A 22,516-nucleotide genomic window follows, 5' to 3' on the forward strand; every position below is an offset into this window, starting at 1 on the left:
CCTTTCACTTCGATATATCGAACCTTGATATATGTATTATATCGCAGTCCGATATAGTTGTCAAGAGTTTATATAGGAATCTTGCTTAAATTATTCTTTTAGCTCAAATAGATCCTCTATCTTCAAATCAAAGACTCGTGCAATTTTTAGAGCCATTTCAAGAGAAGGATTGTAACGATTATTTTCTAGATGCAAAATGGTCTCTCGCCTGACACCGATACGCTCTGCCAACTCTTGCTGGGTCATGCCACGAGCCTCACGAGTAGACTTCAAACTTGTAATAAGATTGCTCACTTTCCCCTTCATGCCCCTCTACTTTCCAAATACATGAATACAAAATTGAAAAGCAAGACCAGCACCCCTGCTACTATAAAAAAGATACCTCCTGGAATATACAGCTCCTTCATGATCGTTAAAAGCAAGGCTAAGGTTAACAGAACGACTATACTGCTAGCAAATGCTGTCATGGCAGCCTTAGATAGATTTGCATAAAAACGCTCATCTGCTTGCTCATCTGCTTTTCTTAAGATAAAGTAACCAAGAAAAACCAGCTGCACTAGGAGACCTACTGCCATCACGATTTCTTTTAAAAGACCAGCAGGTGGTGTACTGAGCCAAATGCCTAGTGTATAGATAGACGAAGCAGATAAAACGAGGATACCATTTAATTTTTCTTTAATAGAGAAAATCTTCCTCTCCCTAACTTCATTTTGTTTGCTTTTTAAAGCACCCCAAGTAGCAAAAAATAGACCAATTCCTGTCCCACCAATTAATATCAACTTTTCCAGCAAGCTAAATCGAACAGCCCCAGATAAAACCGCCCAATCTCCCCATAAGACCAGAATCCACAAAGGTAGTAACAAGGCTAACTTTTGACTTATTTTCATGATAGATCCTCCTTCTGTGTTATAAATATATCACATCTTATGTTATAAATATATCACATTAGTCATCATAATGCAAATTTCTCGATAAAAAAAGCCAGGAACACCTGACTTACTTGATTTATTTTTCTGTTGCCTTTAGCAGTGCGATGTACTCTTCCAGAACTAGATTGTGCTTTTGCATATACTGGGCGTTCTCTACGCCGACATAGCGGTAATGCCAGTGTTCAAAATCAACCCCAGTAATATTACTCTTGCCTTCGGGATAGCGAAGGACAAAGCCATATTGAGGTGCTAGTTGAGCTATCTTAGCAGCTAGTTCATCCTCCAGGCCTTCAGGAACACTCATATCAATAGCCAAACCTGTTTGATGTTCACTAGCTCCTGGAAGCTGAATCTGTTTCTGGACAGCACTAACAGCCTCTTCATGCGACAGGCCCTTAGCCTCTTCTGCTGCAACATTCTCATTAAAGAGCTCTTCTTGCTCTGCACGGCTCCGATAACCAGAAATTAGTATTTCTCCTGGAGCTACGGTCTGAGCCGCAGCAAGAAACTGGCGAGTATTTTCAGCAATACGACTATCCACCCGGATTTCCCCAACCTGAGTCAAAGATGGCGTCTTTTCCTCCTGTAGATGATCACGGTTAACCAAGACTAAATTCCAATCCGCTGAAGACACCTTGGGTAAATCAGAATCAGAACTTGTTAATCTTGAAGACTTAGAACTGCTTGGCTTAGTAGAGCTACTCCCTTGACTCGAAACCTGAACATAGCTGAGAAGATTCTTCAATAAGGATGGGCGAAAATAAATAACCGTTCCACCTATGACTAAGGTCAAGATAAGTAATAGTAAGATCGTCAAACCAACCTTCTTGGCCTTGGATTTCCTTTTTACTCTTAGATGTTTAGCGTGTTTCAACTTATTACTCCATTACTTTGGCGCCCACTTCACGATAAGACATATCACCAATCCGGTCAATCGTAAACTTACCATCTTCGTAGTCTACTACAGTTACACTGCCGTTGTGCAGGCCTAAACCTCGAGGCGTTGCGTGGTCAATCAACCAAGCGAAGGTTCCAATCGTCATACCATGACTGACAATCAGAGCATTTCCTCCTCCTAGCGACTCAACTTCTTTGGCGATACTCTCAAAACCATCTAAAATACGGCCACTGAGTTTAGGCCAAGATTCTGCCCAGCCCGCTGTATCCACTTCTACCAATCCTTCCGCTAATTCTGGATAGCTAAGCTGGTGGACATGTTCGACATGAAAGACACGGGGCATGACTCCCATAAAGAGTTCACCGTCATAAGCCCCATCAAAGCTACCAAAGCACCATTCACGAATGCGTTTGTCTGTACGGTAAGGAATCTTATCTCTCAAGCCCAGCTCTTCTAAAATGATTCCCATGGTTTGAATAGTCCGACCACTATCGCTAGAATAAGCCCGCTTAAAGTCTATACCAGCATCTTTTAGACCCAACCCTAACTCTCGAATTCCTCGTTCACCTTCAGCTGTCAGAGGGGTATCCGACCATCCTTGCGCTCGACCAATCGCATTAAACATGGTTTTACCGTGACGGACGATATACAATCTTGTTTTTGACATTTACTTGCCTCCCTTATTCTTCCTTTATTATACCACTTTTAGGAAAAAATCAAGACCATTCCTGTCAGCGACTATTTAAAACCTCTGCACCAGCTTGACGATAGGACACATCTCCCAAACTTTCAATGGATAGTTTTCCATTGGCATATTCGACAACCGTCACACTTCCATTTTCAACTCCAGGATTCTTCTTAATCTCTTCATCAATTAAATAAGCAAGTGTACCGATTGTCATACTATGGCTGACCACCAAAGCATTGCCTCCACCGGAAGCCTCTACATCTTTTGCAATAGCTTCAAAACCTTCTAAAATCCGATCGCTGAGCTTATCCCATGGTTCTGCCCAACCTGCTGTATCCACTTCAACCAAGCCATTCGCTAAGTCCGGCAGGCTAAGCTCCTTGTAGTCATCCGTCTTCAAAACACGAGGAATGACACCATGAAAGAGTTCTCCACCATAAGCACCATCAAAACTACCAAAACACCACTCTCGGATTCTTTTATCAAAGGTATAAGGGATTTGCCCAGTTAAGCCAAGTTCCTCCAACACAATCCCCATAGTCTGAATTGTTCGACCCGAGTCACTTGAATAAGCTTTTACAAAGGAAAGGCCAGATTTTTTTAAGCCAATCCCCAACGCTCGAATACCACGCTCCCCTTCAGCTGTCAGAGGAGTATCTGACCAACCTTGAGCTCTGCCAATGGTATTAAACATTGTCTTCCCATGCCGAATGATAAATAATCTCGTTTTTGTCATCTCTTCTCCTTGTTCAATCGAAAAGGCCTGTCTGCACAGACCCGATTTTCTTATTAATTTTTAAAACTGTGAATCGGCGCTGGAATCTGTCCACCACGCGCGATAAATGCTGCTGACGAAGCTTGGTTGACCTTCATGACCGGAGCTGTTCCCAAGAGCCCGCCAAATTCAATCATATCGCCTTCCTTGCCCTTTGGAATAATCCGCACAGCTGTCGTCTTTTGATTAATGACGCCAATCGCTGCTTCATCCGCAATCATGGCTGCAATGGTTTCAGCCGGCGTCGCCTCAGGGATAGCAATCATATCCAAACCTACTGAGCAGATGGCTGTCATAGCTTCTAACTTTTCTAGATTGAGCGAACCGTTTTGCACAGCCGCAATCATGCCCTCGTCTTCTGACACAGGGATGAAAGCACCAGATAGTCCGCCAACCTGATTGCAGGCCATAACACCACCTTTTTTGACTTGGTCATTGAGCAGGGCAAGCGCTGCTGTTGTGCCATGGGTACCTACTGTTTCTAAGCCCATTTCTTCCAAAACACGGGCCACTGAGTCTCCGACCGCTGGAGTTGGAGCCAAACTCAAGTCAACAATCCCAAACTTAACGCCCAGACGTTCGCTGGCCATCTGACCAACCAACTGACCGATACGCGTGATCTTGAAGGCCGTTTTCTTGACCGTTTCCGCCACCACATCAAAGCTCTCACCACGCACCTTTTCCAAAGCCCGCTTGACAACACCAGGTCCTGAAACACCGACATTGATGACCACATCTGCTTCACCAACACCATGGAAGGCACCAGCCATGAAAGGATTGTCCTCTACCGCATTGGCAAAGACGACCAATTTAGCTGCACCCATGTCAGACAGTTGGGCTGTTTCCTTAATAATCCGTCCCATATCCGCAACTGCCGTCATATTAATACCAGTCTTAGTTGAGCCGATATTGACAGAAGAACAGACCTTGTCCGTCTCTGCTAAAGCTCGTGGAATAGAATTAATGAGGATTTCATCGCCTTTTTGATAGCCCTTTTGGACCAAGGCAGAGAAACCACCTATAAAGTCTACGCCGATTTCCTTAGCCGCTCGATCCAGAGCCTTAGCTAAAGGAATATAATCTTTAGCATCCGTGGCCGCCCCAATCAGCGAAATCGGAGTCACTGAGACCCGCTTGTTGACGATAGGAATCCCGAGCTCTGCAGCAATTTCGTCCCCAACAGCCACCAAATTTTTAGCCTTGGTCGTGATTTTTTGGTAAATCTTCTCAGCAGCCAGATCAATGTCTGTATCGATGCAGTCCAAGAGTGAAATACCCATGGTGATAGTCCGAATGTCGAAATTCTGCTCCTCAATCATGGCAATGGTTTCTGTTACTTGTCTGATATCCATCCTTCACCCCTTAGATATTGTACATAGCGTCAAATATTGCTGCGCTTTGAATATTGATTTTGACGTTAAGAGTCTGGCCAAAGCTCTCAAATTCACTACGAAGAGCTGCAAAATCTTGTTTTTCTTCACTTGAAACAACAGCCATCATCGTAAAAAATTCATCCAAAACAGTCTGTGAAATATCATCTATATTCAATCCCAACTCTGCAATCTTAGTTGAGACTCCTGCAACAATCCCTGATCTATCTTTCCCAACAACCGTAATAATTGCTTTCATTGTCGACTCCAATCCATTTTTTATTTGTATTATTGTAGCATAAAAGATGTGATTTTGCATGGAATTGTAGAAATTCCTCAGACGAGCTTATACATGCTTTCTTCTCACTCTTCTATTTTAGGCAGGAATCCATAATTCATCCATATAAAATAAGCCCGTCATTTCTTGTTCGACAAGGCTCATAGATGGAATTGCAAGACAAGATTCTCAGATTTGTCTATTGAAAGCATATTTTTTATCTATGCTTTTTCTTGAAAACGATTACAAAAATTGATATAGTAAGATTAAAGAACACATTACAAAGGAGGTCTCTTATGAAAGACACCTATAAGAAACGCTTATATACTCAGGTTCTTAGCCTGTCAGCCGCAGCCCTTCTAGCTGTTCTAGCCCAAGGAAACGTAGCTGCCGATACGCTAAATCCGACTGAAGCGCAACAAGAAGCAAGTCCAGTAAGTAGTCTTGTCGAAAATCCTACTCCTGTCAGTGCCGAGAAAACAGAGGATCATTCTGATCAACCTCAGGCAGATACTGCTAATAAGGAAACTCAGCCTGTAGCTGAATCGGATAAGACTACAAGCGAAACGGCTACTAGCCCAGCCACAGGAGCAGAAAACAAAAAGGAAACTAGCTCTGAAAACACTACTGCACCTGATAAGTCTGAAACACGTGCAGCAAGTAGCGAAGACTCAAAAGTTCAGCTTGCAGACAGTAAGGTTTATATGTCTGAAAAAGCCAGCATTGAGGAAACCGTTCAAGAACAAGGTGCCAAAGCTAACAAAATTAACTGGACACTTGATAATAAGCCAATTAGCGAGTGGAAAACATGGAAGATGGAAGACGGAACCTTCTCTGGAGATCCCTTTGTAACCATAGAAGAAAAAGCCGAAGGAAACGACCTCAAGCTATCTCTGAAATTTAACGAACTATTTGGCCAAGATCTGAGTTTACGAACACCCAACAATATTCGCAGAACCTACCGCAACTTTATGGGAAATCATGAATTAGTCGGGGTCAGCGAAGATTTGGGGCTTACTATTCGCAAAAACATTGTCCTAAGACCATATGAAGACTTCCATACCCACGATGAAATGCTGGCCTCTATCGAAAAGAGTCGACAAGAAGCTAAAGATGATCGTTTGGTTCAAATCGAAACGATTGGCAAGAGCGCGCAAGGACGAGATGTTAAACTGGGAATTATTAGCTCCGATCAGAAGAGCATTGATGACTACCTCAATACAACCAATCCAAAAGCCCTCACAAAGCCTGCCGAAATGCTGGCTGCCTTAAAGAACGGTACACTGGATTATAAGCTCCCAGTCCTTATCAACAATACCCACGCTGATGAACAGCCCGCCATCGACATCATCACCGGACTTTTCAATACCTTTGCTACTAAAGATCTTATTTCTTTCCAGACAACTGATGCCAATGGCCTTGCCAAAAATGTGACTCTTAGTGTCAAGGAACTCCTCAAGAAATTTATTTTCTTATTTGACTTCACAGAAAATCCGGACGGAGATGTTGCCAATACTCGTGCACTAGCTAATGGAATTGACCCCAACCGGGACACAAGTTATCAGGCCAACCCTGAAACTCGAACTGTCGCTGGCCTCATCAATAAATGGAATCCCATTGCTCTTTATGACATCCATGGATTCGTTAAAGAATTCTTGATCGAACCAGCAACACCACCTCATGATCCCAACTTCGAATATGACCTCTTGTCAGAAAATATGCTGGAAAACGCCCACCACATGGGACGTGCCGGCGTCGCTAACTCTAAGTATGACAGCTATATTATCCCTAAACTAGACTGGGGTGATGGCTGGGACGATTCCTTCTCCGGCTATACTGGAGTTTACGCTATGTACCATGGTATCTTAGGGCATACAATCGAAATACCTGAAGGAAATCAAGAGTCCTATAAAGCTGGATACCACGCAGTATTGGGAGGTATTTCTTACTTATCTCAAAACCCAGATAAATTGATGGAAATGCGCCTCAACTTCTATCTCAGAGGTATCAATAAGGTAGAAGATCCTAAAGCAGAGAATGAATTAGTAGGACCTGATGGTAAGGTCGTTGGACGGATCAAGAATGGCCAAAAGAAATTCTTCCCTGACTATTATGTTATTCCGATGGGCCTTGATAAAAACAACGACTCCCAACAAGCCTTCAATATGATTGAATATTTCAAGAGAAATGGTGTCACTCTTAAAGAATTGAAGGAAGATGTAGGCAACTATAAGAAAGGGGACCTGGTTGTTGATATGGCCCAAGCTAAACGAGGCTATGCCAACCATATCCTTTATAAAGGTTCTAATGAATCCGCTTGGTCAGCTATGTATGCCGAACTTTTGGTGAATTTCCCAGACATGCGTGGCTTTAAAGCAGAAGCTGTCTTCAAGGATAAACTCTTTGAAGGAAAATTAGGAGACGTAACAGCTCTTCGTGCTACTCGTACAAGCGAAATTAACCACTCAGCTCCTTACTATGTGATTGCAAATACATCTGACAGTGCCGTAAAAGCAGTTAACCAAGCCATTCGCCAAGGAAAGAAAGTCTATCTAACAGACGATGGATATATCGTTGATACACCGACATTTGAAAACCTACTGGGAGATTATGCCATCTACGGGGATGCACTCTATAAGGTTCCTAATGGCCCAAGCTTGAAAGCCTTAAAAGTCTATTCACCTCCTCATCAATTTTATTGGGCAGGTGTTGATTCGCCTACACATACAGCTCTAGCACTAAAAAATCTAGGCTTTGATCTTGTCGACACACCAGAGGAAGCTGATGTTGTTGTTTTAGAAAGCAATAATTTTGACAAATCTCTAGTCGGCCTTAAGCCAACCATCGTCGTTGGCGGCTCTGCTATGCAAAGACTCGAAAAACTGGGACTTATTGACGGATTTGATGCTGAAAAATTCTCTGGTGGCAGTGATTTTGAAGGCCTCATGAAAGCAATTATAGATGATCAAGATCCACTGACTAGCGGTTATAATAAGAACGATCTCTTCTATTCTAACTCAGGAAACTGGATTGCCAAGGCCCCAGCCAACTTCAAAACTTTGGCAACAATCGCTGGCAGTGATTACTATATAGCTGGATGGTGGCCAGGCAATGAAAAATTGGCTAACAAAATTGTAGCTATCTCTGGAAAATACAATGAAAACCCATTATTTGTATACGCTGGAAATCCTACCAACCGCTTGCATACAATTCACTTCTACCGTTGGATCTCGAATGCTGTTTTTGGTAGTCAGTTGGCAAACTTGACAGATTATATTTTGCCAAGTCCAACTCCAAATCCAATTCCTAAACCTCAGCCATTAACACCTCCTACTTACCAGGCTCCAAGCAAGACTTATCAAGCTCCAAATCAAACAAGACTTGATTTTAAACCCGCAACTAAAGTTGAGCCTGTTCAAGAGATTCCTTTGACCTATAGCAGAGACTCTCTTCCAAAAACTGGAACACAGGAAATGACTGAAATCTTCAAGTTAGCAAGTATTTTAATCGCTTGCTCTGCTGGACTCTTCCTTTTGAAGAAAAAAGAAAATTAATACTTAAAAACACACCTCCCAATTGATGCGGGAGGTGTATTTTTAGTTATAAGCTTTGTTATTTTTCCACATAGGTATGAAGTGGATAGGTCGGATAGGCCAAGTCACGCGCCAACTCTGAAGTCACATAACCTGCCGGTGCATCTAACACAGAAGGGATTCGATTGACGATAGTGGCACAGGTCAAGGCTACAGTATCAGGCTTGCTGACTGAGAAGACTAGATTTGGCTCACCAGTAATTTCCCAATCACACATATCTCCGTCATTTTCACGATAGACCTTGCCAATACACTCTACTTCTAACTCAATTCCCTGATGGGTATGAATGGTTGTCACAGCTGACATACCCGTTACTTGCCCCGCCGGAACTGTACGTCCCAGCGTTTCAGAATAAACATCTTCGTCCAAAATGTAAGGAACACTCTTTTGTGAAATATCCTGAATGGTCCAGTTCATCTTAGAGCAAATAGCTTCAGCAGCATTCCACATATAGGACGGCAGACTCTCAGCACTGGCAATTTCCTTTTCAAATCGCTCTGAATCGTAACCAGCACCATGCACTTCTGCCAAAGCCAGACCATAATCTTCCACATTATAGCTGACAATCCCTTTCACCTTTTGAATGTGATTAAGGCCAGACATAGCCAAGCAAGGCATATTAATCCAGTAAATATCCTGCATGCCTGAACCCATTACAGTGACACCATATTTTTTAGCCAGCTTGTCCAAGCGGTTTGTTTCGGATGGCGACGTCGTCCAAGGATAGATCGCTTCCTCACAGGTCGTGATGATATTAACTCCATGCTTGATGGCTGTTTCAAAAAAATCATACATTTCCGGCATATAGGAAGCAATGGTGACAATGGCAATGTCTGCGTCACACTCTTCAAAGACACGTTCAGCATTATCAGAAATCAGGACACCAGTCTTATAGCCTAGCTCTGCAAAATCACCAACATCCTGTCCTACTACAGCAGGATTGTTATCAATAGCTCCGACAATTTCTACACCGTGATCCAGCAGGTACTTGAAAATCACTTTAGACATCTTGCCGCAGCCATACTGGACAGCACGAATTTTTGTATTTCTCATGGCAAACCCTCCATTAATTGTTATTATTTTCACAATTATAGTATAATATCTCTAGTAACTAGAGAGTCAATAGAGGGTTTTAAAAAATGAAAAAAATTTTGCGTATCGGAGAATTTTCCCAAATAAATCAAATTTCCATCCAAACTCTACGATTCTATGACCAAATCGGTCTTTTAAAACCCTATAAAGTCGATCCAGAAACCAACTATCGCTACTACCACATCAATCAATCTTCTCTGGTTGACTCCATTCAGTACCTGCGTCAACTGAATTTTTCTCTAGAAGACATCAAAGAAATCCTATCTGACAAAGACCATTTTCAACTGCACCAGCTTATCGAAGAGCGCTATCAGCGCCTTCTAGAGGAAAAAGAGAATTTAGAAAAACAAATCCAAGAAATCGAAATCTTTCGGTCTGGTGCCCGTATCTATGGCGAAAAACAGAGCGAGCAAGAACTGGAAATCCAAACTTTTCCTGAACGGCAGCTGCTTATTTTTGAAATTGCTCAAAATATTTATCAAATGAAAAGTGAAGAATACGAACTTGCTCTCCGCTGCTTCAAGCAAGAAATCCTGCGTTACAGTCCTTTTTTCGCTCATTTCAGCCGTGTTGGCTCCATTATGAAACAAGAAGATTTCCAAAAAGAAAGATGGATTTCAAAGCAACTCTGTCTCTTCCATCATACTCCCAATGAACTCCCTCACTTAAATCGAATGTTGCTACCGGCAGGAAATTATGCTGTTGCTTACTGCTCTTCCTTTGCAGATGAACTTAAAGCTCTGCCACATTTTCACCAAGCTCTGACCCAAGCTGGATATACTCCTGTGGGCGATTATATCTGCGAGGTCATTCATGAACAGCCACAACTCCAGGAGCAGCACCGCGATATGTTCATCCGGATGCAAGTTAAGATAGAGAATTAAAATGCAAGCCGATGGATGTATCGGAATTCTTGCCAGATACTGCAGCATGCTTAGCCAAAAACTAATCATTTCATAAACCGTAATTATATCAAAAAAGGACGGGAAAACACCCATCCTTTTTATGTGCAAATAACCATTGCTTAGCACCTTAGTCTTCTTGTTTCTTTCTTCCAGCTAGAAGACCCATTCCCAGAAAAGCTAAACCAGCCAGAGGCAGAAACTTGTCTTCTTGAGTGCCAGTCTTAGGCAGGGCTGAGTCGGGAGCTGGCTGCAATCTTGGCGACGGAATAACTTTCTCTTCCTCACCTTGATTGAGAGCTTGAGGCTGGGTCCTTGTCAAAGGCTGTTTAGCACTTTCAGCCACCACCTTGCTGCCAACTTCTACTAGTTCGTCAACTGCTAGAGAAAGCACTTCCTGACCGAGGACAGTTCTCTGACCGTTCAAGACTTCTACAAAGACTCGCTTTTGACCCTTTTGGCCGGCTACAAGTATTCGCCGCTGCCCTTGTTCCAGTTCTGGATTTTCCTGTTCTCGGGTCTGATATGCAATCTCTTCCATTACGATTTCTAAGAACGGCTTTTCTTCCACTAGGTCCTTTATCCCTTCTTCCGGAGTGACCTGATGACTTGGTTTCACAGCCAGAGCAGCAAGAGCTGTCTTCAGATCCTGTTCTGCTCTATCTAAATCTGCCTGCTCCGCTTTTTCATCTGCCAAGAGAGACTGGGCTCGAGCCAAGGCTGACTGGTAAGCCTGAACTGTCTCATCTGTGTAGAGGCTTGGATCTAGACTAGCCGTACTGTCTACCACTTTCTGCAGAGAAGCCTTATTAACTGCTGGGGCATGAAGATTGGTCACAAAGAAATTGCGAGCTTCCAAATCCCCATCCCAGAGTCCCAGACCGACGTAGGCATCATTATAATAAGGCTCAACCGTATCAAATTGGTGGTTCAGGTATTCTACACCGTCCACAGATACACTGACACCATTTTTAGTTTTCACTAGCTTAACATGGTGGAGCTGGCCGTCATTAAGATGCTTGCCATTCATGCTACTTTCTGCAATCGTCTCTCCCATAAAGCGGTAAAGTCGAATCTTATCATTATCGCCAAATTGAATAGAATAGGCATTGCGAGGATCAACATTTTCAGACGCATAGAAAATGTTAATCAAGCCTTTTTGATACTTGAGGTCCACATCCAAGTTATACTCAGGGAAAGGAATCTTCTGACCTCCCATATAATAATCATTGGCGCTGGTATTCTTATTATAGAGACTTTCACCGTCGACATACCACTTACCGGAAACAGCTTTTAGATCTGGAACATTGGTCTTAAAGTCATTACGGCTAATATTGATGGTGAAGACCTTGGAAAGGCTTGGATTTTCCTTAGAGGTTGCCGTTACCTTGACCACACCCCTTTGCAGAGCAGTCACTCGTAGCTTATTGCCATCTTCCGTGACAGAGACTAGGTCTGGCTGATCCACACTCCAGCTGACCGCTTGAGAGACACTTGCTGGCATGATATATGCTTTCAAATCCAAAGTTTCGCCGACATAAATATTATTTGTCACAGGAGAAGCCTGCACTAGTTCCAGTGGTTTGGTCACTGCCTGCTTGTCTTTCCAGATGCCCTTCAGCGGATAAAGAGCAATGTCAGCCTTAGCAGCACCACCTTCTACAAACACACTAGCGGCAAGACTATTTGGTGCAGGGAAAATCTGATTGGCACCCGCCACAGTATATCCTTTGGCAAAGACTTCTAGGCTGGAACGATCCACATAGAGATGCAGATCTATGCTGCCATCCGCATTGCGCTTGACAGACTGACTATCCACCTGAGCAAATTTATTACTGAGAAGAATACCAGACTGGCTGCGGTCAATAGAGAGAGTTTCCTTTTCTAAATCATAGGTAACTCTAGTCACTTCTCCATCTCCAACCCGCAGGTTAAAACCGACTTTCTTGGTCGTTTCACTCGGACGGAAAGTAGAGACAATTTCATACTGATCACCGGAAAAATCTTTCAACAGCCCATTCTTCTCACTAACTTCTACGTCTTTATACAACACAGCCTTGTCTTCCTGACGCAGAGACTGATAAGCTGTAATTGGCGTCTGAGTCAGCCGATAGCTGCCGTCTTGCTTGATAAGGCCTAGTTTGAGGTTAAGATTGAAGGTGCCGTTGAACTTCTGACCGACGGTATCGGCTACCAGATTACAGTAATCTTCCCAGGTATTCATCCAGTTAGACGCGATGATGTCAGGTAGGGTTGGATTAGCCTTGCTACCAAAGTCCTGAACGTAGTAAGTCATGGCCGCATAAGAGTCTTTACCAAAGTTCATGACCTGATCAGCCTGAGCAAACTCAGCATCTGGGACGAAGGTCCACTTGCCCTCCACCTGTCTAAAATCACCGACCTTATAGGAGCGCCCGCCACGAGACAGGACCCATTTTAGGCTACCATCGTCTGCCAGCAGAGGGTAGAGATCTGGGCACTCCGTATGGAGATCTGCATAAGTTGACTCCACCTTCCAATTACGCAGATTATCAGACGAATAAATTCTCAGCGGTCCGCCTGCAACGACCATAAACCATTTGCCCTCCCAACGGAAGACCTTGGGATCACGAAAATCCTGAGACTGCAATGGATCATCCGTCCAGTCAGCTGCAATTTGATCAAGCTTCGTCCAAGTCCGACCCTCATCCTTACTGTAGGCTAACTTGATGCGCTGACCATTTCCGTCAGCAGTAATCAGTGCGACTAAACCGCCCTGGTCATTGTCAAATAAACCAGAGGAATTGGTAGTATCTGCTACGATAGAGCCTGAGAACATAGCCCCATTAGCATCCGGATAAAAGGCAATAGGCTGTTCTTCCCAATGAATCAAATCCTTGCTGGTCGCATGACCCCAGTGCATAGGCCCCCACTTGGTATCGTCATAAAACTGATAGAAGAAATGATAGGCTCCCTTATAATAAACCAGCCCGTTGGGATCATTGGCCCAACCGTCCTTGACCGAATAATGATACTGACCGCGATAGAGCTCATTATAGTATACCTCATCTGCCTGCCGACGATGGACATTGAGCCGATAAGTCAGGCTGACCTCCTGTCCATCCGCATCCGTCACAGTGCTGGTCACAGTCAGATAGTTTGCCCCCACTGCCAGCGGAATATTCTTCAAATCACTATAAACCCTACCTGCAGCATCAGTCACGCTTACCTTAGCAGCAGGATTTTTCGCTACGACAGTCAAGTCTACAGTCTCAGCATCATGCTTGACATACTGGATGGTAATAGGAGCAGTAAACTGACCTTTCTGTTCCACTTTCCCAACCGAAGAAGTCACCCTTATATCCTCCAACTCGGGATTAGACTGAGGAGTGATTTCTTTATAAAAGGTATTTTGAAAAAGCAGCTCACTGTTCCAGTTAAGTAAGCCAAAATAGCCTGCTGACAGATAAGTATTCTGCCCCTTATCATCTCTCTGAAGCGTGTAATCTCCTGAGCTGGCCACTAGGATATCATTGACATAGTAGGATACCCAAGAGCCGATAGAAACAACCTTGAGCCGATATTTATTATCATCCGTTGGCTCGATATGTTTTTCATTGATAAACTGATAGTCCCGACCGCCTTGCCAACGCCAAAACTTCACATTGTTGCTGCCACCATCAATATTAACTGCATAGCTGCTCTTGTCATCCGGATTATTATTACTGCGGAAAATGAGGGCTGCCGCCCCTTCCTTACTGAGGAAGGTTACATCCGTTGAGTAAACAAAATCCTTACCCTGACTTTGAGAGTAAAGGAAACTATCACCTTTGCCTCTGGCATCACTATAAAGTCCTTGCTCTCGGACTTCCCAAACTCCATTTTTGTCTCCCTTGGCTTCTGCCAAATTAGTATTGAAGCCTGGCTGCTTATCTACAGTCTCTATGGCAGGGAGTTTTTCCGAAGCAACTTCCTTCGCTGCTGGCTGTTCGTCTTCTTCCTGTTTGGTCTCTTTAGCATTTGCTGTGGCTTGATTTTCCTTATCAGCCTTTTGATTGGCTGACTCTACTGCTGCATCCTGACCACTCGCTTCCATCGCAGCAGTCTCTCCAGCTACAGAGTTTTCTGTCTTATCGGCATTACTTGTAGGAGCAGCTGTTTGCCCACTTTCAGGCTCCGAGACAGCTGATGAATCAGCCTGCAAGACCTGAGCAGGGGCCGGATTAGCCTTACCCTCATCTGCATAAACCACTCCACCGCCATCTAACAAGAAAGCTCCAAAAGCCAGCAGGGCACACCCAAAAAACCAACGCTTACCGCTTTTTCTCATAAACCAATTTTTACACACTTTTTCCTGATGATTTTTCATGACACACCTCAATATTCTAAAAATAAAGTCAGACTCCTCACAACCAAATTACTTCTACATAACGCACTCCTTTCACCTTTTCTTGTTCAAAATGAACACCTTGTTTAGCACCTAACTCCTTTATAAAAAAGAAGCAATTTCAATAATCTAAATATAACAAATCTTTGTATGCGCTTCATCTAACGTTTGTCACAAAAACAAAATGACAGATGTCATATTTTAGAAATGAAGAAAAAACAAAAAGCCTCCAAAACGGAAAGCTTTTGTTTGTTTTAAATTTATTCTGAATAGGATGCTACCAGCTCGTTCTTTAGATATTCTGCCAAATGCTGATGTGCAAAAATCCCTGCTTTTTCTTCTGCTGTCGGATTATAGTTGGTATTGGTGTTCACATCATAGACATAGATCTGACCCGCCTCCGACTCTACCCACTCAATAGCCGCCACATCAATACCAGCCTGAGCTAGAAATGTCTCGTAAGCCTGTCTTTGACTAGCAGGTAGCGGATCTGTGATCTGAAACTTATCCGATGTTTCCAACTGAGCAGGTCTTTGTCCAATCTGACACCCATCTGCCGGACAAAGCTGAAAACCATCTGATGAATCAATCGACACTGTATAAAGAAACTTCTGGTTGATAAACTCCGAACGACGAATACGACCATCCGCTGGCTTGATATAAGCCTGAAGCAGGGTAATCCCATCCACAGAAGGCTCAAAAGCAGGACTGTCTACATAAGCTTCTAACTCTGACTCACTGTTAAAGAGTTGCACACCCAAACCTTTCCCAGCGCGATTATGCTTGGTAATCAGAGGATAAATATTGAGTTTTCTAGCTGCTTCCAGAATATTGTCCTGCCCCAAAACAGCTACAGTCTCTGGAGAAGCAATCCCAGCTTCAGAAAGTTTCAAATATTGCTTGATTTTACTGATTTCTAGATTGATAGCTCCACTACCATTGACGACCTTACGGCCATGAGCTTCCAGCCAAGCTAGAACCTGCTCTGTAAATTCTGGTGCGTAGCGGTGTCCCCGAGTATGAGAAGAAGCAGACATCCGATTATAGAAAATTCCTGTTGGGGGCGGACTCTGCAAATCTAAGATCCCACTTGACAAATCCCACAGTTCATAGGGGACATTTTTCTCCTCTAGCCACTTGACCAAGTGCTGCGTCCACTCCAAATTTTCATGAATAACGTATACTTTTGCTTGACTCATAAGTCTTCTCTCCTTTAAGAATACCGAACAGCCAGTTCGCTACTTTTTGATTCTTCCACTACGTGACCTTCTGTTTTTTCAATCACACTCACGGCCAAAGCCTGGCCTAGAACATTGAGGGCAGTACGACCAGCATTAACAAAGAAATCAACAGCAAAAATCAAGGCAACTCCTTCCACTGGCAATCCCAATTGAGGTGCTGCAGCCAGCAAGACAACAATCGCTCCAGAAGGCACAGTTGCTGCAGTCTTCCCAACCAAGGTTAATAGTAAGATGGTAAAGAATAGACCAGAAATAGAAAATGCAATTCCATAAGCATGGGCGATAAAGATAGTAGCTACTGAGAAATAAACAGCAGCTCCTTCGAGGTTAAAAGTATAACCCAAAGGCACAACCAGGTCGATGACATGCTCATCGTGCCCCTGCTTCTTTAGATCTTTCAACAGAGGTGGCAAAACAACACTGGAGCTACCAGAAACAAAAGCCAAAGTCAAGAGGCTCCAATTCTGACGAATACTTGTCAGATAAGGAACTCCGAAAACCAATGCAATCAAAGGAAAAATCACTAAAGCTAGAACCACATAGGCCAGATAAGTTCCTGCTACAAATTGACCCAAACCAACCAACTTGTCAACTCCTGTTGTAGCTACATCTTTGGCAATAAAACCGAAAATCCCAATTGGTGATAGCTTGATAATCACACCGACAATTTTGTAAATGGCTTCAATCCAAATTTGCAATAAATCAATAAACTTCTGTGACTTGTCTTCCTTAAGACTTCCAAGACCATAACCCAAGAATATCGCAAAGACGATGATTGGAAGCAAAGCCCCCTCAGAAAGCGACTTAACAATATTAGCCGGAATGAAACTGAGAAAGAACTCATTTAACTGGATACTTTTAGCAATCCCATCAATATTTCCTCCAGTCTGACCGATATTGACTCCTTGACCAAAGCCTAGATAATAAGCAGCAAAGATAAAGATCAAAGTAATCACCGTCGTGACACCAAAGAAATAGAGCAAACTCTTTGTCAAAAGCTTCCCAAAAGATTTCTTACCAATCACACCAGCCACCGCTACGACCACAACCGGAAATACCAGAGGAATAATCACCATATTAATCAGACTGATAAAAGCTTGTCCCAAAAATTGATAGAAAGCCGAAAATTGCGGCCATACAAGAGCAACAAGAACACCCAAAACCAAAGCAATCAAGAGTTGCAACCCCAAAGAAACCTTTGACCATAAAGAAAAAATTTTCATCCCCAAACTCCTTTTTCTATTTTGATAGCTATTCTACTATGATTCTCCCAACCTGGCTAATATATATTTTCTATGAAAGTAATAGAAGAATTTTATGGGGGAGTTGAAAAAACTTAAAAAAGACACCCAAGAGAAAATTCTTGAATGTCTGTATAGATCGATAACTCCGTTGGTTCTGTCAGTAAACTGGAAATGATGATATTATGGTCTCGTTATCTCAAATACTGCTGTATGAACCCACTCATTATGAATTTGTAAGTCATTTTCTATAATCTTACTAAATGTAAAACCATTTTTTAAAAGTACTCTCTTAGAGGCTAGATTATCCGTTGCCGTTCCCGCAACGATCTTATTTAAACCATAAGTATGAAATGCCTTGTCTAAAACAAGTTTAACCGCTTCGCTTGCATAGCCTAAATTAGTGTAATTTTCTCCAATCCTATATCCAAGTTCCGCTGTTTTTTGATCATTCTCTAAGACACTTAAATTGATTCTTCCGACCAAAGCACCTTGCGAATCTCTAATAAGATGCATGTAGACATCCCGATTCGTTTGTTCCGTTAACAATTCCCTTGTAATTTCTTTAAAACCTTCTAAATCAAAATAGTTAGCTGGTCTAGGAGGCAAACTCTGCTCAAAATACTCCCGATTTTCTTTTTCAAAAGAATAGACATCTATACTATTTTCTTCAGAAAGTAGCTCTAAACTTATCAATGTAAAGCACCTCCCATCATTATCTACATCCATATTTTCTGATGTTTACCCAAAATAGTACCCCTATTATTTTGCTAATTCTTCATATATCTCAAATAATTTTGCAACAGTACACTATGAACTATGCCTTAGCTCTGTTTTGATGGCTTTGAAAAAAATAGTAAATATATTCCAAATACAAACTTAATTGCTGAGTCAATATATGCGATCACCTCTAATGGAATATCCGTAAAAATATATCCTACAGAGATATTAATGACACAAATAAGACCTAAAAATATCATTGATTTTCCATGTACAAAATAATAGGGAAAAAAATGTAGTGCGGTTGCCATTAATGCACCCAACCAAATTAATCTCCAATTTTCAGTCGCAAAAAAAGGACCACCTAGTAAAAACATTAAAATAAATAGTAAAAAAATAGCATATAAAGATACTTTATTTTGAAATGTATTTGAATAACCGTTGGATAATCTATTCAATACTTTTTTATTCATATTGATTGAGATAAAACTAATAACATACCCAATACTAAACACTGGCATATTTATTATTTGTTTTCCTCCTGTTAAGGTAGCTACTGAAATAATCACTGCTACTACAATTAACCATAGTCCACATGCTCTCTTATAATTAAATTCTAACTTTTCATCTTTATTGTAATTTAAAAAAGCCATAAATACCCCCAGCAACCTCAAATAAATTATTTCTCTTATTATACCACTAGATTATTATTTATTTAAAAATTTTTGTGATAGAGTGAGGGTATTATGACATCGTAACAATTAACAATTCAAAACACCAATATTTCAATCATAAAAATCATGTTGATTTTTGGACAGAAGATGAATTTCGAAAAGTAATACAATCCCTTGATGAAGCAAGTTACTTTTTCAAATAAATATATTGATAGAAGCAACAAATTGTTTTATAATAGTTTGAATTCAAAATTAGGAGTGATGTTTATGAAATTCTATTCATATGACTATGTTCTCAGTCAGATTAGTCAACAGAATTGGACCATGATTATTGTGTCGACATTCTTAGTGATTGTGACTGGATTCTTTGCATTTAAGGCTTTCAAAGATAAAAGAGGGAGTAAGTTCCGTGAATTATCGCTCATTTCTATTTTGACGTTAATTGCTTTTGTATTGATTAGCATTAGTAATTTCCAAAACAATCAATCCAATGATAATCAATTTCGTAGTTCCTTACACTTCATCGAGATTGTATCAAAAGAGTTAGGTGTTGATAAAAAAGATATTTATGTCAATACTTCAGCTACTACTGATGGAGCTATTATTAAGGTTGGCGACAATTTTTATCGCGGCATTAGCGGGACTGACCAAGATAGCTATTTACTTGAAAAAATGGACTTATATAAAACAGATGTAGAACTGGTGGAGGTTGAAAAATGATAAGCTTTTTTGCTACAATTGCAATTAAATTGGCCTGGGGGCTTCTTTCTCTTGTTTTTGTTATTAACGTAACAGGAAAAGGAAATTTAGCGCCAAGTTCTGCAGTAGACCAAATACAGAACTTTGTTCTCGGGGGTATTATCGGCGGGGTCATCTACAATAGCTCGATTACCATCCTTCAATATGTCGTCATCCTCATCATCTGGACGATTTTGATTCTGTCACTCAAATGGCTTAATACCAATGTTTACTTCATCAAACATCTGATTGATGGAAAACCAACTATTATCATAAAAAACGGAAAATTAGATCCAGAAGCTTGTCGCTCAAAAGGCCTTTCTGCTTCTGACGTCGCTCTTAAGTTGCGCTCTCAAGGGGTCTTCCAATTGAAAGAAGTCAAAAGAGCCGTCATCGAACAAAATGGCCAACTCATAATCGTTCGAATGGGAGATGAAAATCCCAAATACCCAATCATTACAGATGGTGTTGTTCAGATTGAAATTTTAGAGACTATTGGTAAAACTGAAGAATGGTTAATGGATGAACTCAAAAAAGAAGGATTTGACGATGTATCAGATATCTTCATTGCAGAATATGACAAAGGCGAAATCAATGTGGTGACCTATTAACCCATCATTATTTGCTGTCTAATAATGACTCGTTCCTGCTTTCAGAATACCGTAGCAATAATTTGACTTATCATTTTAAAAAGAATATACTCGTAATAATCTGAGATGAATATATTTAATTTTTAAAATCAACTGTATTGAATTCAGAGAAACAAATCATTCACTTAATGGAGGTGACACTATGTCATTAGAAGAAAAATTTAACCAAGCCAAAGGTTCTGTTAAAGAAGGAGTCGGTAAATTAACTGGCGATACAAAAACACAAGCTGAAGGCGTTGCTGAAAAAGTTGCTTCAAAAGCAAAAGAAGTTGCAGAAGATGCTAAAGGTGCAGTTGAAGGGGCTATCGAAGGCGTTAAAAACATTATCAAAAAAGACGATAAATAATCATCGTCTGTCGTTCTTATAAAAAACACTCTTATCCTACAGTTTTAGTAAAACTATGGATGAGGGTGTTTTTAAGTATTGCTAAGGCATTTGATTTTAGAATATAAGAAAAGCATCCCAATAAGGAGATGCTTGGAATATACGTAAATAAATTTTAACGTTTTGAGTGCTGTGGTTGCCATCCAATCAAACAACATTGAGCAAATATAGCTGATTGTAAAACTCATACACTAGATTGTTCAAAAATTAGTTGTCCGTTATGATGAAACTGATCTCCCAAAAGTAATTTTAAAGACCAATTCAGAAATTAACAATCTAAAACTATAAATACGATTGTCATCTATTTAAAATTTATTTATTCATTTTCAGAGATTTTTTATCTGGTATTAATAAATATAATGGCAGTAAATTAATAACAATTGTGAGTACAAATAGCAATACATCCGTAATTTGAATTTCTTTTGACGTTACTAAAGAATTAACTATCTGACTATAATAATATCCTGGAAATATCTTTTGAATTGTACTTACTGTGTTTACAAAATCACTTTCGACAGCTAGGTGAGAGAAAGGAATAATGGTAATTGAAGCAAGTACAATAATAGGAAAGCTAATAGTATCAATAACTTTAGAATCAACACGAACTCCAATTACAAAACCAATAAAACTAAAGTACATTCCCATAAACATTAATAAAATAAACTGATAGATTAACAAATTGCTAAATGGCAATCTAAAAAATATGGTTGCAACTAAAGTTACTACCGCAAAAATCAATCCGTTCAACAAGACCTGAACTAAACTTTGACTCAAAAGATAATTAACTATGCTATAATTTGAAAAACTTGATTCTAATTTATAAAACTCTATTTCCGAAGAAATCCTTTTACTAAATGTCGCCAAACTGTTCCCAATTACACCGATAAATACCGCAATACTCAATAAGATATTTGGCATCATATCCCCTTGAAGATTATTCAAAATCATATACCATGTAACTGGAATAAATAAAGTAAAAAGAATAAAACGTTTATTTCTCAATACTTGTTTAAATTGAATAAGACTAATCATGTTTTTCCTCCAAATTACTCAAATCTCGATAATATTGTTCAATTGTTTTTCCTGTCTTATGAATTTCAGCGACAGATTCATCCGCTAAAATATATCCATTTTTTAAAATCAACACCCTTGAAAAAAACTGGTCAATCTGATTGAAATCATGAGTTACAATTACAGATGTACAACTACTATCTTTTAATAATTCCCAAAAATTATCTATAGAAGCCAAATCCATACCAGTTGTTGGTTCATCTAAAAAAAGTAATCTAGGGTTATTTAATAATGATAATAATAAGGACAATCTTCTCTGTTGCCCCCCCGATAAATCACCTACTAGGTCTTTTTTCTTATCTGATAGTTCTACCTTAGAAAGCATTGATTCAACTTCAAAGTCCTTTAGTTTGTTCATATATGCTTTAAGCAAAACTAGTTCTTTTACTGTCAAATCTTTAATCAAAAGATCATCTTGAGGCATCATTCCAATATCATTTTTAAAATCCAATTGAGTTTTTATAAGTCCACTATCGCTCTTTACTTGTCCAGCAATAATTTTAAATAAAGTGGATTTCCCTGCCCCGTTACATCCAAGCAAAGCTATCTTATCGCCTTCCTTAATAGTAAACGAGATATCCTTAAGCACATTCTTTGATCCAAATTTTTTCTTAATATTATGCAATGAAAACATGACTATCTCCTTTGTTTTGATGACTATAAGATAACATTATTCAACATTAATTTTTATCAATTATCAGAATCGGACCCTACTTTATCAGAAACAGTATTATTACTTTCAATAATATATTCAGTTAGGTAATCTTCATCGAAATTAGGGTTTGGCTCCTCAAAAACAATCCAATCGCTTCCTTCATTACCGACTTTATACTTTTAGCAAATAAAAAAGAGGTGTAGCTCATGAATTGGTGGAAAATCTTTGGAAGTCACTAAAAAATATAAAA

At 40.5% G+C, this 22,516-nt stretch carries 20 protein-coding genes; 5 read left to right on the top strand and 15 right to left on the bottom strand.

Annotated elements, in window-relative coordinates:
• Positions 1–90: 90 nt before the first annotated feature.
• The 7 genes from O3640_RS01025 to O3640_RS01055 all read right to left on the bottom strand — a co-directional run bounded on the left by O3640_RS01025 (position 91) and on the right by O3640_RS01055 (position 4,919).
• Positions 91–306 (bottom strand): helix-turn-helix transcriptional regulator, encoded by a 216-nt coding sequence (locus O3640_RS01025; RefSeq protein ID WP_125365674.1) that lies wholly within the window; start codon positions 304–306, stop codon positions 91–93.
• The gene (locus O3640_RS01030; protein ID WP_195321409.1) at positions 303–887 is read right to left on the bottom strand and encodes a DUF3796 domain-containing protein; all 585 of its coding nucleotides are present in this window, start codon (positions 885–887) and stop codon (positions 303–305) included. Before O3640_RS01030 ends, O3640_RS01025 begins: the two co-directional genes overlap by 4 nt.
• Positions 888–1,005: 118 nt before the next feature.
• The gene (locus tag O3640_RS01035; protein ID WP_195321410.1) at positions 1,006–1,803 is read right to left on the bottom strand and encodes a D-alanyl-D-alanine carboxypeptidase family protein; all 798 of its coding nucleotides are present in this window, start codon (positions 1,801–1,803) and stop codon (positions 1,006–1,008) included.
• A gap of 4 nt (positions 1,804–1,807) precedes the next feature.
• Positions 1,808–2,494, bottom strand: a complete 687-nt coding sequence (locus tag O3640_RS01040; protein ID WP_053794140.1) for a histidine phosphatase family protein — start codon at positions 2,492–2,494, stop codon at positions 1,808–1,810.
• 64 nt (positions 2,495–2,558) lie between these two features.
• The gene (locus O3640_RS01045) at positions 2,559–3,251 is read right to left on the bottom strand and encodes a histidine phosphatase family protein (RefSeq protein ID WP_061601544.1); all 693 of its coding nucleotides are present in this window, start codon (positions 3,249–3,251) and stop codon (positions 2,559–2,561) included.
• A 53-nt stretch (positions 3,252–3,304) separates the two neighbouring features.
• Positions 3,305–4,642: a PFL family protein gene (locus tag O3640_RS01050; RefSeq protein WP_008808405.1), complete on the bottom strand. Its 1,338-nt coding sequence runs from the start codon at positions 4,640–4,642 to the stop codon at positions 3,305–3,307.
• 10 nt (positions 4,643–4,652) lie between these two features.
• Positions 4,653–4,919 (bottom strand): ACT domain-containing protein, encoded by a 267-nt coding sequence (locus tag O3640_RS01055; protein ID WP_011999901.1) that lies wholly within the window; start codon positions 4,917–4,919, stop codon positions 4,653–4,655.
• Positions 4,920–5,233: 314 nt separating this feature from the next.
• Between O3640_RS01055 and O3640_RS01060 the strand changes: the two genes are divergently transcribed.
• The gene (locus tag O3640_RS01060; protein WP_371586479.1) at positions 5,234–8,491 is read left to right on the top strand and encodes an LPXTG-anchored zinc carboxypeptidase; all 3,258 of its coding nucleotides are present in this window, start codon (positions 5,234–5,236) and stop codon (positions 8,489–8,491) included.
• A gap of 58 nt (positions 8,492–8,549) precedes the next feature.
• Here the strand turns inward: O3640_RS01060 and O3640_RS01065 are convergent, their stop codons facing one another.
• The gene (locus O3640_RS01065; protein WP_096754761.1) at positions 8,550–9,584 is read right to left on the bottom strand and encodes a dihydrodipicolinate reductase; all 1,035 of its coding nucleotides are present in this window, start codon (positions 9,582–9,584) and stop codon (positions 8,550–8,552) included.
• 86 nt (positions 9,585–9,670) lie between these two features.
• Between O3640_RS01065 and O3640_RS01070 the strand changes: the two genes are divergently transcribed.
• The gene (locus tag O3640_RS01070) at positions 9,671–10,507 is read left to right on the top strand and encodes a helix-turn-helix domain-containing protein (protein ID WP_060970577.1); all 837 of its coding nucleotides are present in this window, start codon (positions 9,671–9,673) and stop codon (positions 10,505–10,507) included.
• 148 nt (positions 10,508–10,655) lie between these two features.
• Here the strand turns inward: O3640_RS01070 and O3640_RS01075 are convergent, their stop codons facing one another.
• The 5 genes from O3640_RS01075 to O3640_RS01095 all read right to left on the bottom strand — a co-directional run bounded on the left by O3640_RS01075 (position 10,656) and on the right by O3640_RS01095 (position 18,746).
• Complete coding sequence (locus O3640_RS01075) at positions 10,656–14,873, bottom strand: GH32 C-terminal domain-containing protein (RefSeq protein WP_227955782.1); 4,218 nt, start codon at positions 14,871–14,873, stop codon at positions 10,656–10,658.
• 278 nt (positions 14,874–15,151) lie between these two features.
• Positions 15,152–16,090: a RimK family alpha-L-glutamate ligase gene (locus tag O3640_RS01080; RefSeq protein ID WP_046165037.1), complete on the bottom strand. Its 939-nt coding sequence runs from the start codon at positions 16,088–16,090 to the stop codon at positions 15,152–15,154.
• Between the two features lie 14 nt (positions 16,091–16,104).
• Positions 16,105–17,355: a dicarboxylate/amino acid:cation symporter gene (locus O3640_RS01085; protein WP_223344283.1), complete on the bottom strand. Its 1,251-nt coding sequence runs from the start codon at positions 17,353–17,355 to the stop codon at positions 16,105–16,107.
• 201 nt (positions 17,356–17,556) lie between these two features.
• Complete coding sequence (locus tag O3640_RS01090) at positions 17,557–18,069, bottom strand: GNAT family N-acetyltransferase (RefSeq protein ID WP_371586653.1); 513 nt, start codon at positions 18,067–18,069, stop codon at positions 17,557–17,559.
• 128 nt (positions 18,070–18,197) lie between these two features.
• A complete protein-coding gene (locus O3640_RS01095; RefSeq protein ID WP_371586480.1) occupies positions 18,198–18,746 on the bottom strand; it encodes a DUF6609 family protein in 549 nt (182 codons plus the stop codon).
• A gap of 288 nt (positions 18,747–19,034) precedes the next feature.
• Between O3640_RS01095 and O3640_RS01100 the strand changes: the two genes are divergently transcribed.
• The 3 genes from O3640_RS01100 (at position 19,035) to O3640_RS01110 (ending at position 20,501) form a co-directional block, all read left to right on the top strand.
• Positions 19,035–19,487, top strand: a complete 453-nt coding sequence (locus O3640_RS01100; protein ID WP_371586482.1) for a DUF3290 family protein — start codon at positions 19,035–19,037, stop codon at positions 19,485–19,487.
• Entirely contained in the window at positions 19,484–20,116 is a 633-nt protein-coding gene (locus O3640_RS01105) for a DUF421 domain-containing protein (protein WP_371586484.1), read from the top strand. The genes O3640_RS01100 and O3640_RS01105 overlap by 4 nt, the downstream gene beginning before the upstream one ends.
• Before the next feature lie 181 nt (positions 20,117–20,297).
• Positions 20,298–20,501 (top strand): CsbD family protein, encoded by a 204-nt coding sequence (locus O3640_RS01110; protein ID WP_008808393.1) that lies wholly within the window; start codon positions 20,298–20,300, stop codon positions 20,499–20,501.
• 351 nt (positions 20,502–20,852) lie between these two features.
• On the opposite strand, the gene O3640_RS01115 is transcribed toward O3640_RS01110, so the two are convergent.
• Together O3640_RS01115 and O3640_RS01120 are read right to left on the bottom strand one after the other, a co-directional pair.
• On the bottom strand, positions 20,853–21,572 hold the full coding sequence (locus O3640_RS01115) for a hypothetical protein (protein ID WP_008808392.1): 720 nt from the start codon (positions 21,570–21,572) through the stop codon (positions 20,853–20,855).
• A complete protein-coding gene (locus tag O3640_RS01120) occupies positions 21,565–22,245 on the bottom strand; it encodes an ATP-binding cassette domain-containing protein (protein WP_008808391.1) in 681 nt (226 codons plus the stop codon). Before O3640_RS01120 ends, O3640_RS01115 begins: the two co-directional genes overlap by 8 nt.
• Positions 22,246–22,516 lie beyond the last annotated feature (271 nt).

It is taken from the genome of Streptococcus sp. 27098_8_75, from assembly GCF_041432475.1.
Lineage (GTDB): Bacteria > Bacillota > Bacilli > Lactobacillales > Streptococcaceae > Streptococcus > Streptococcus gordonii.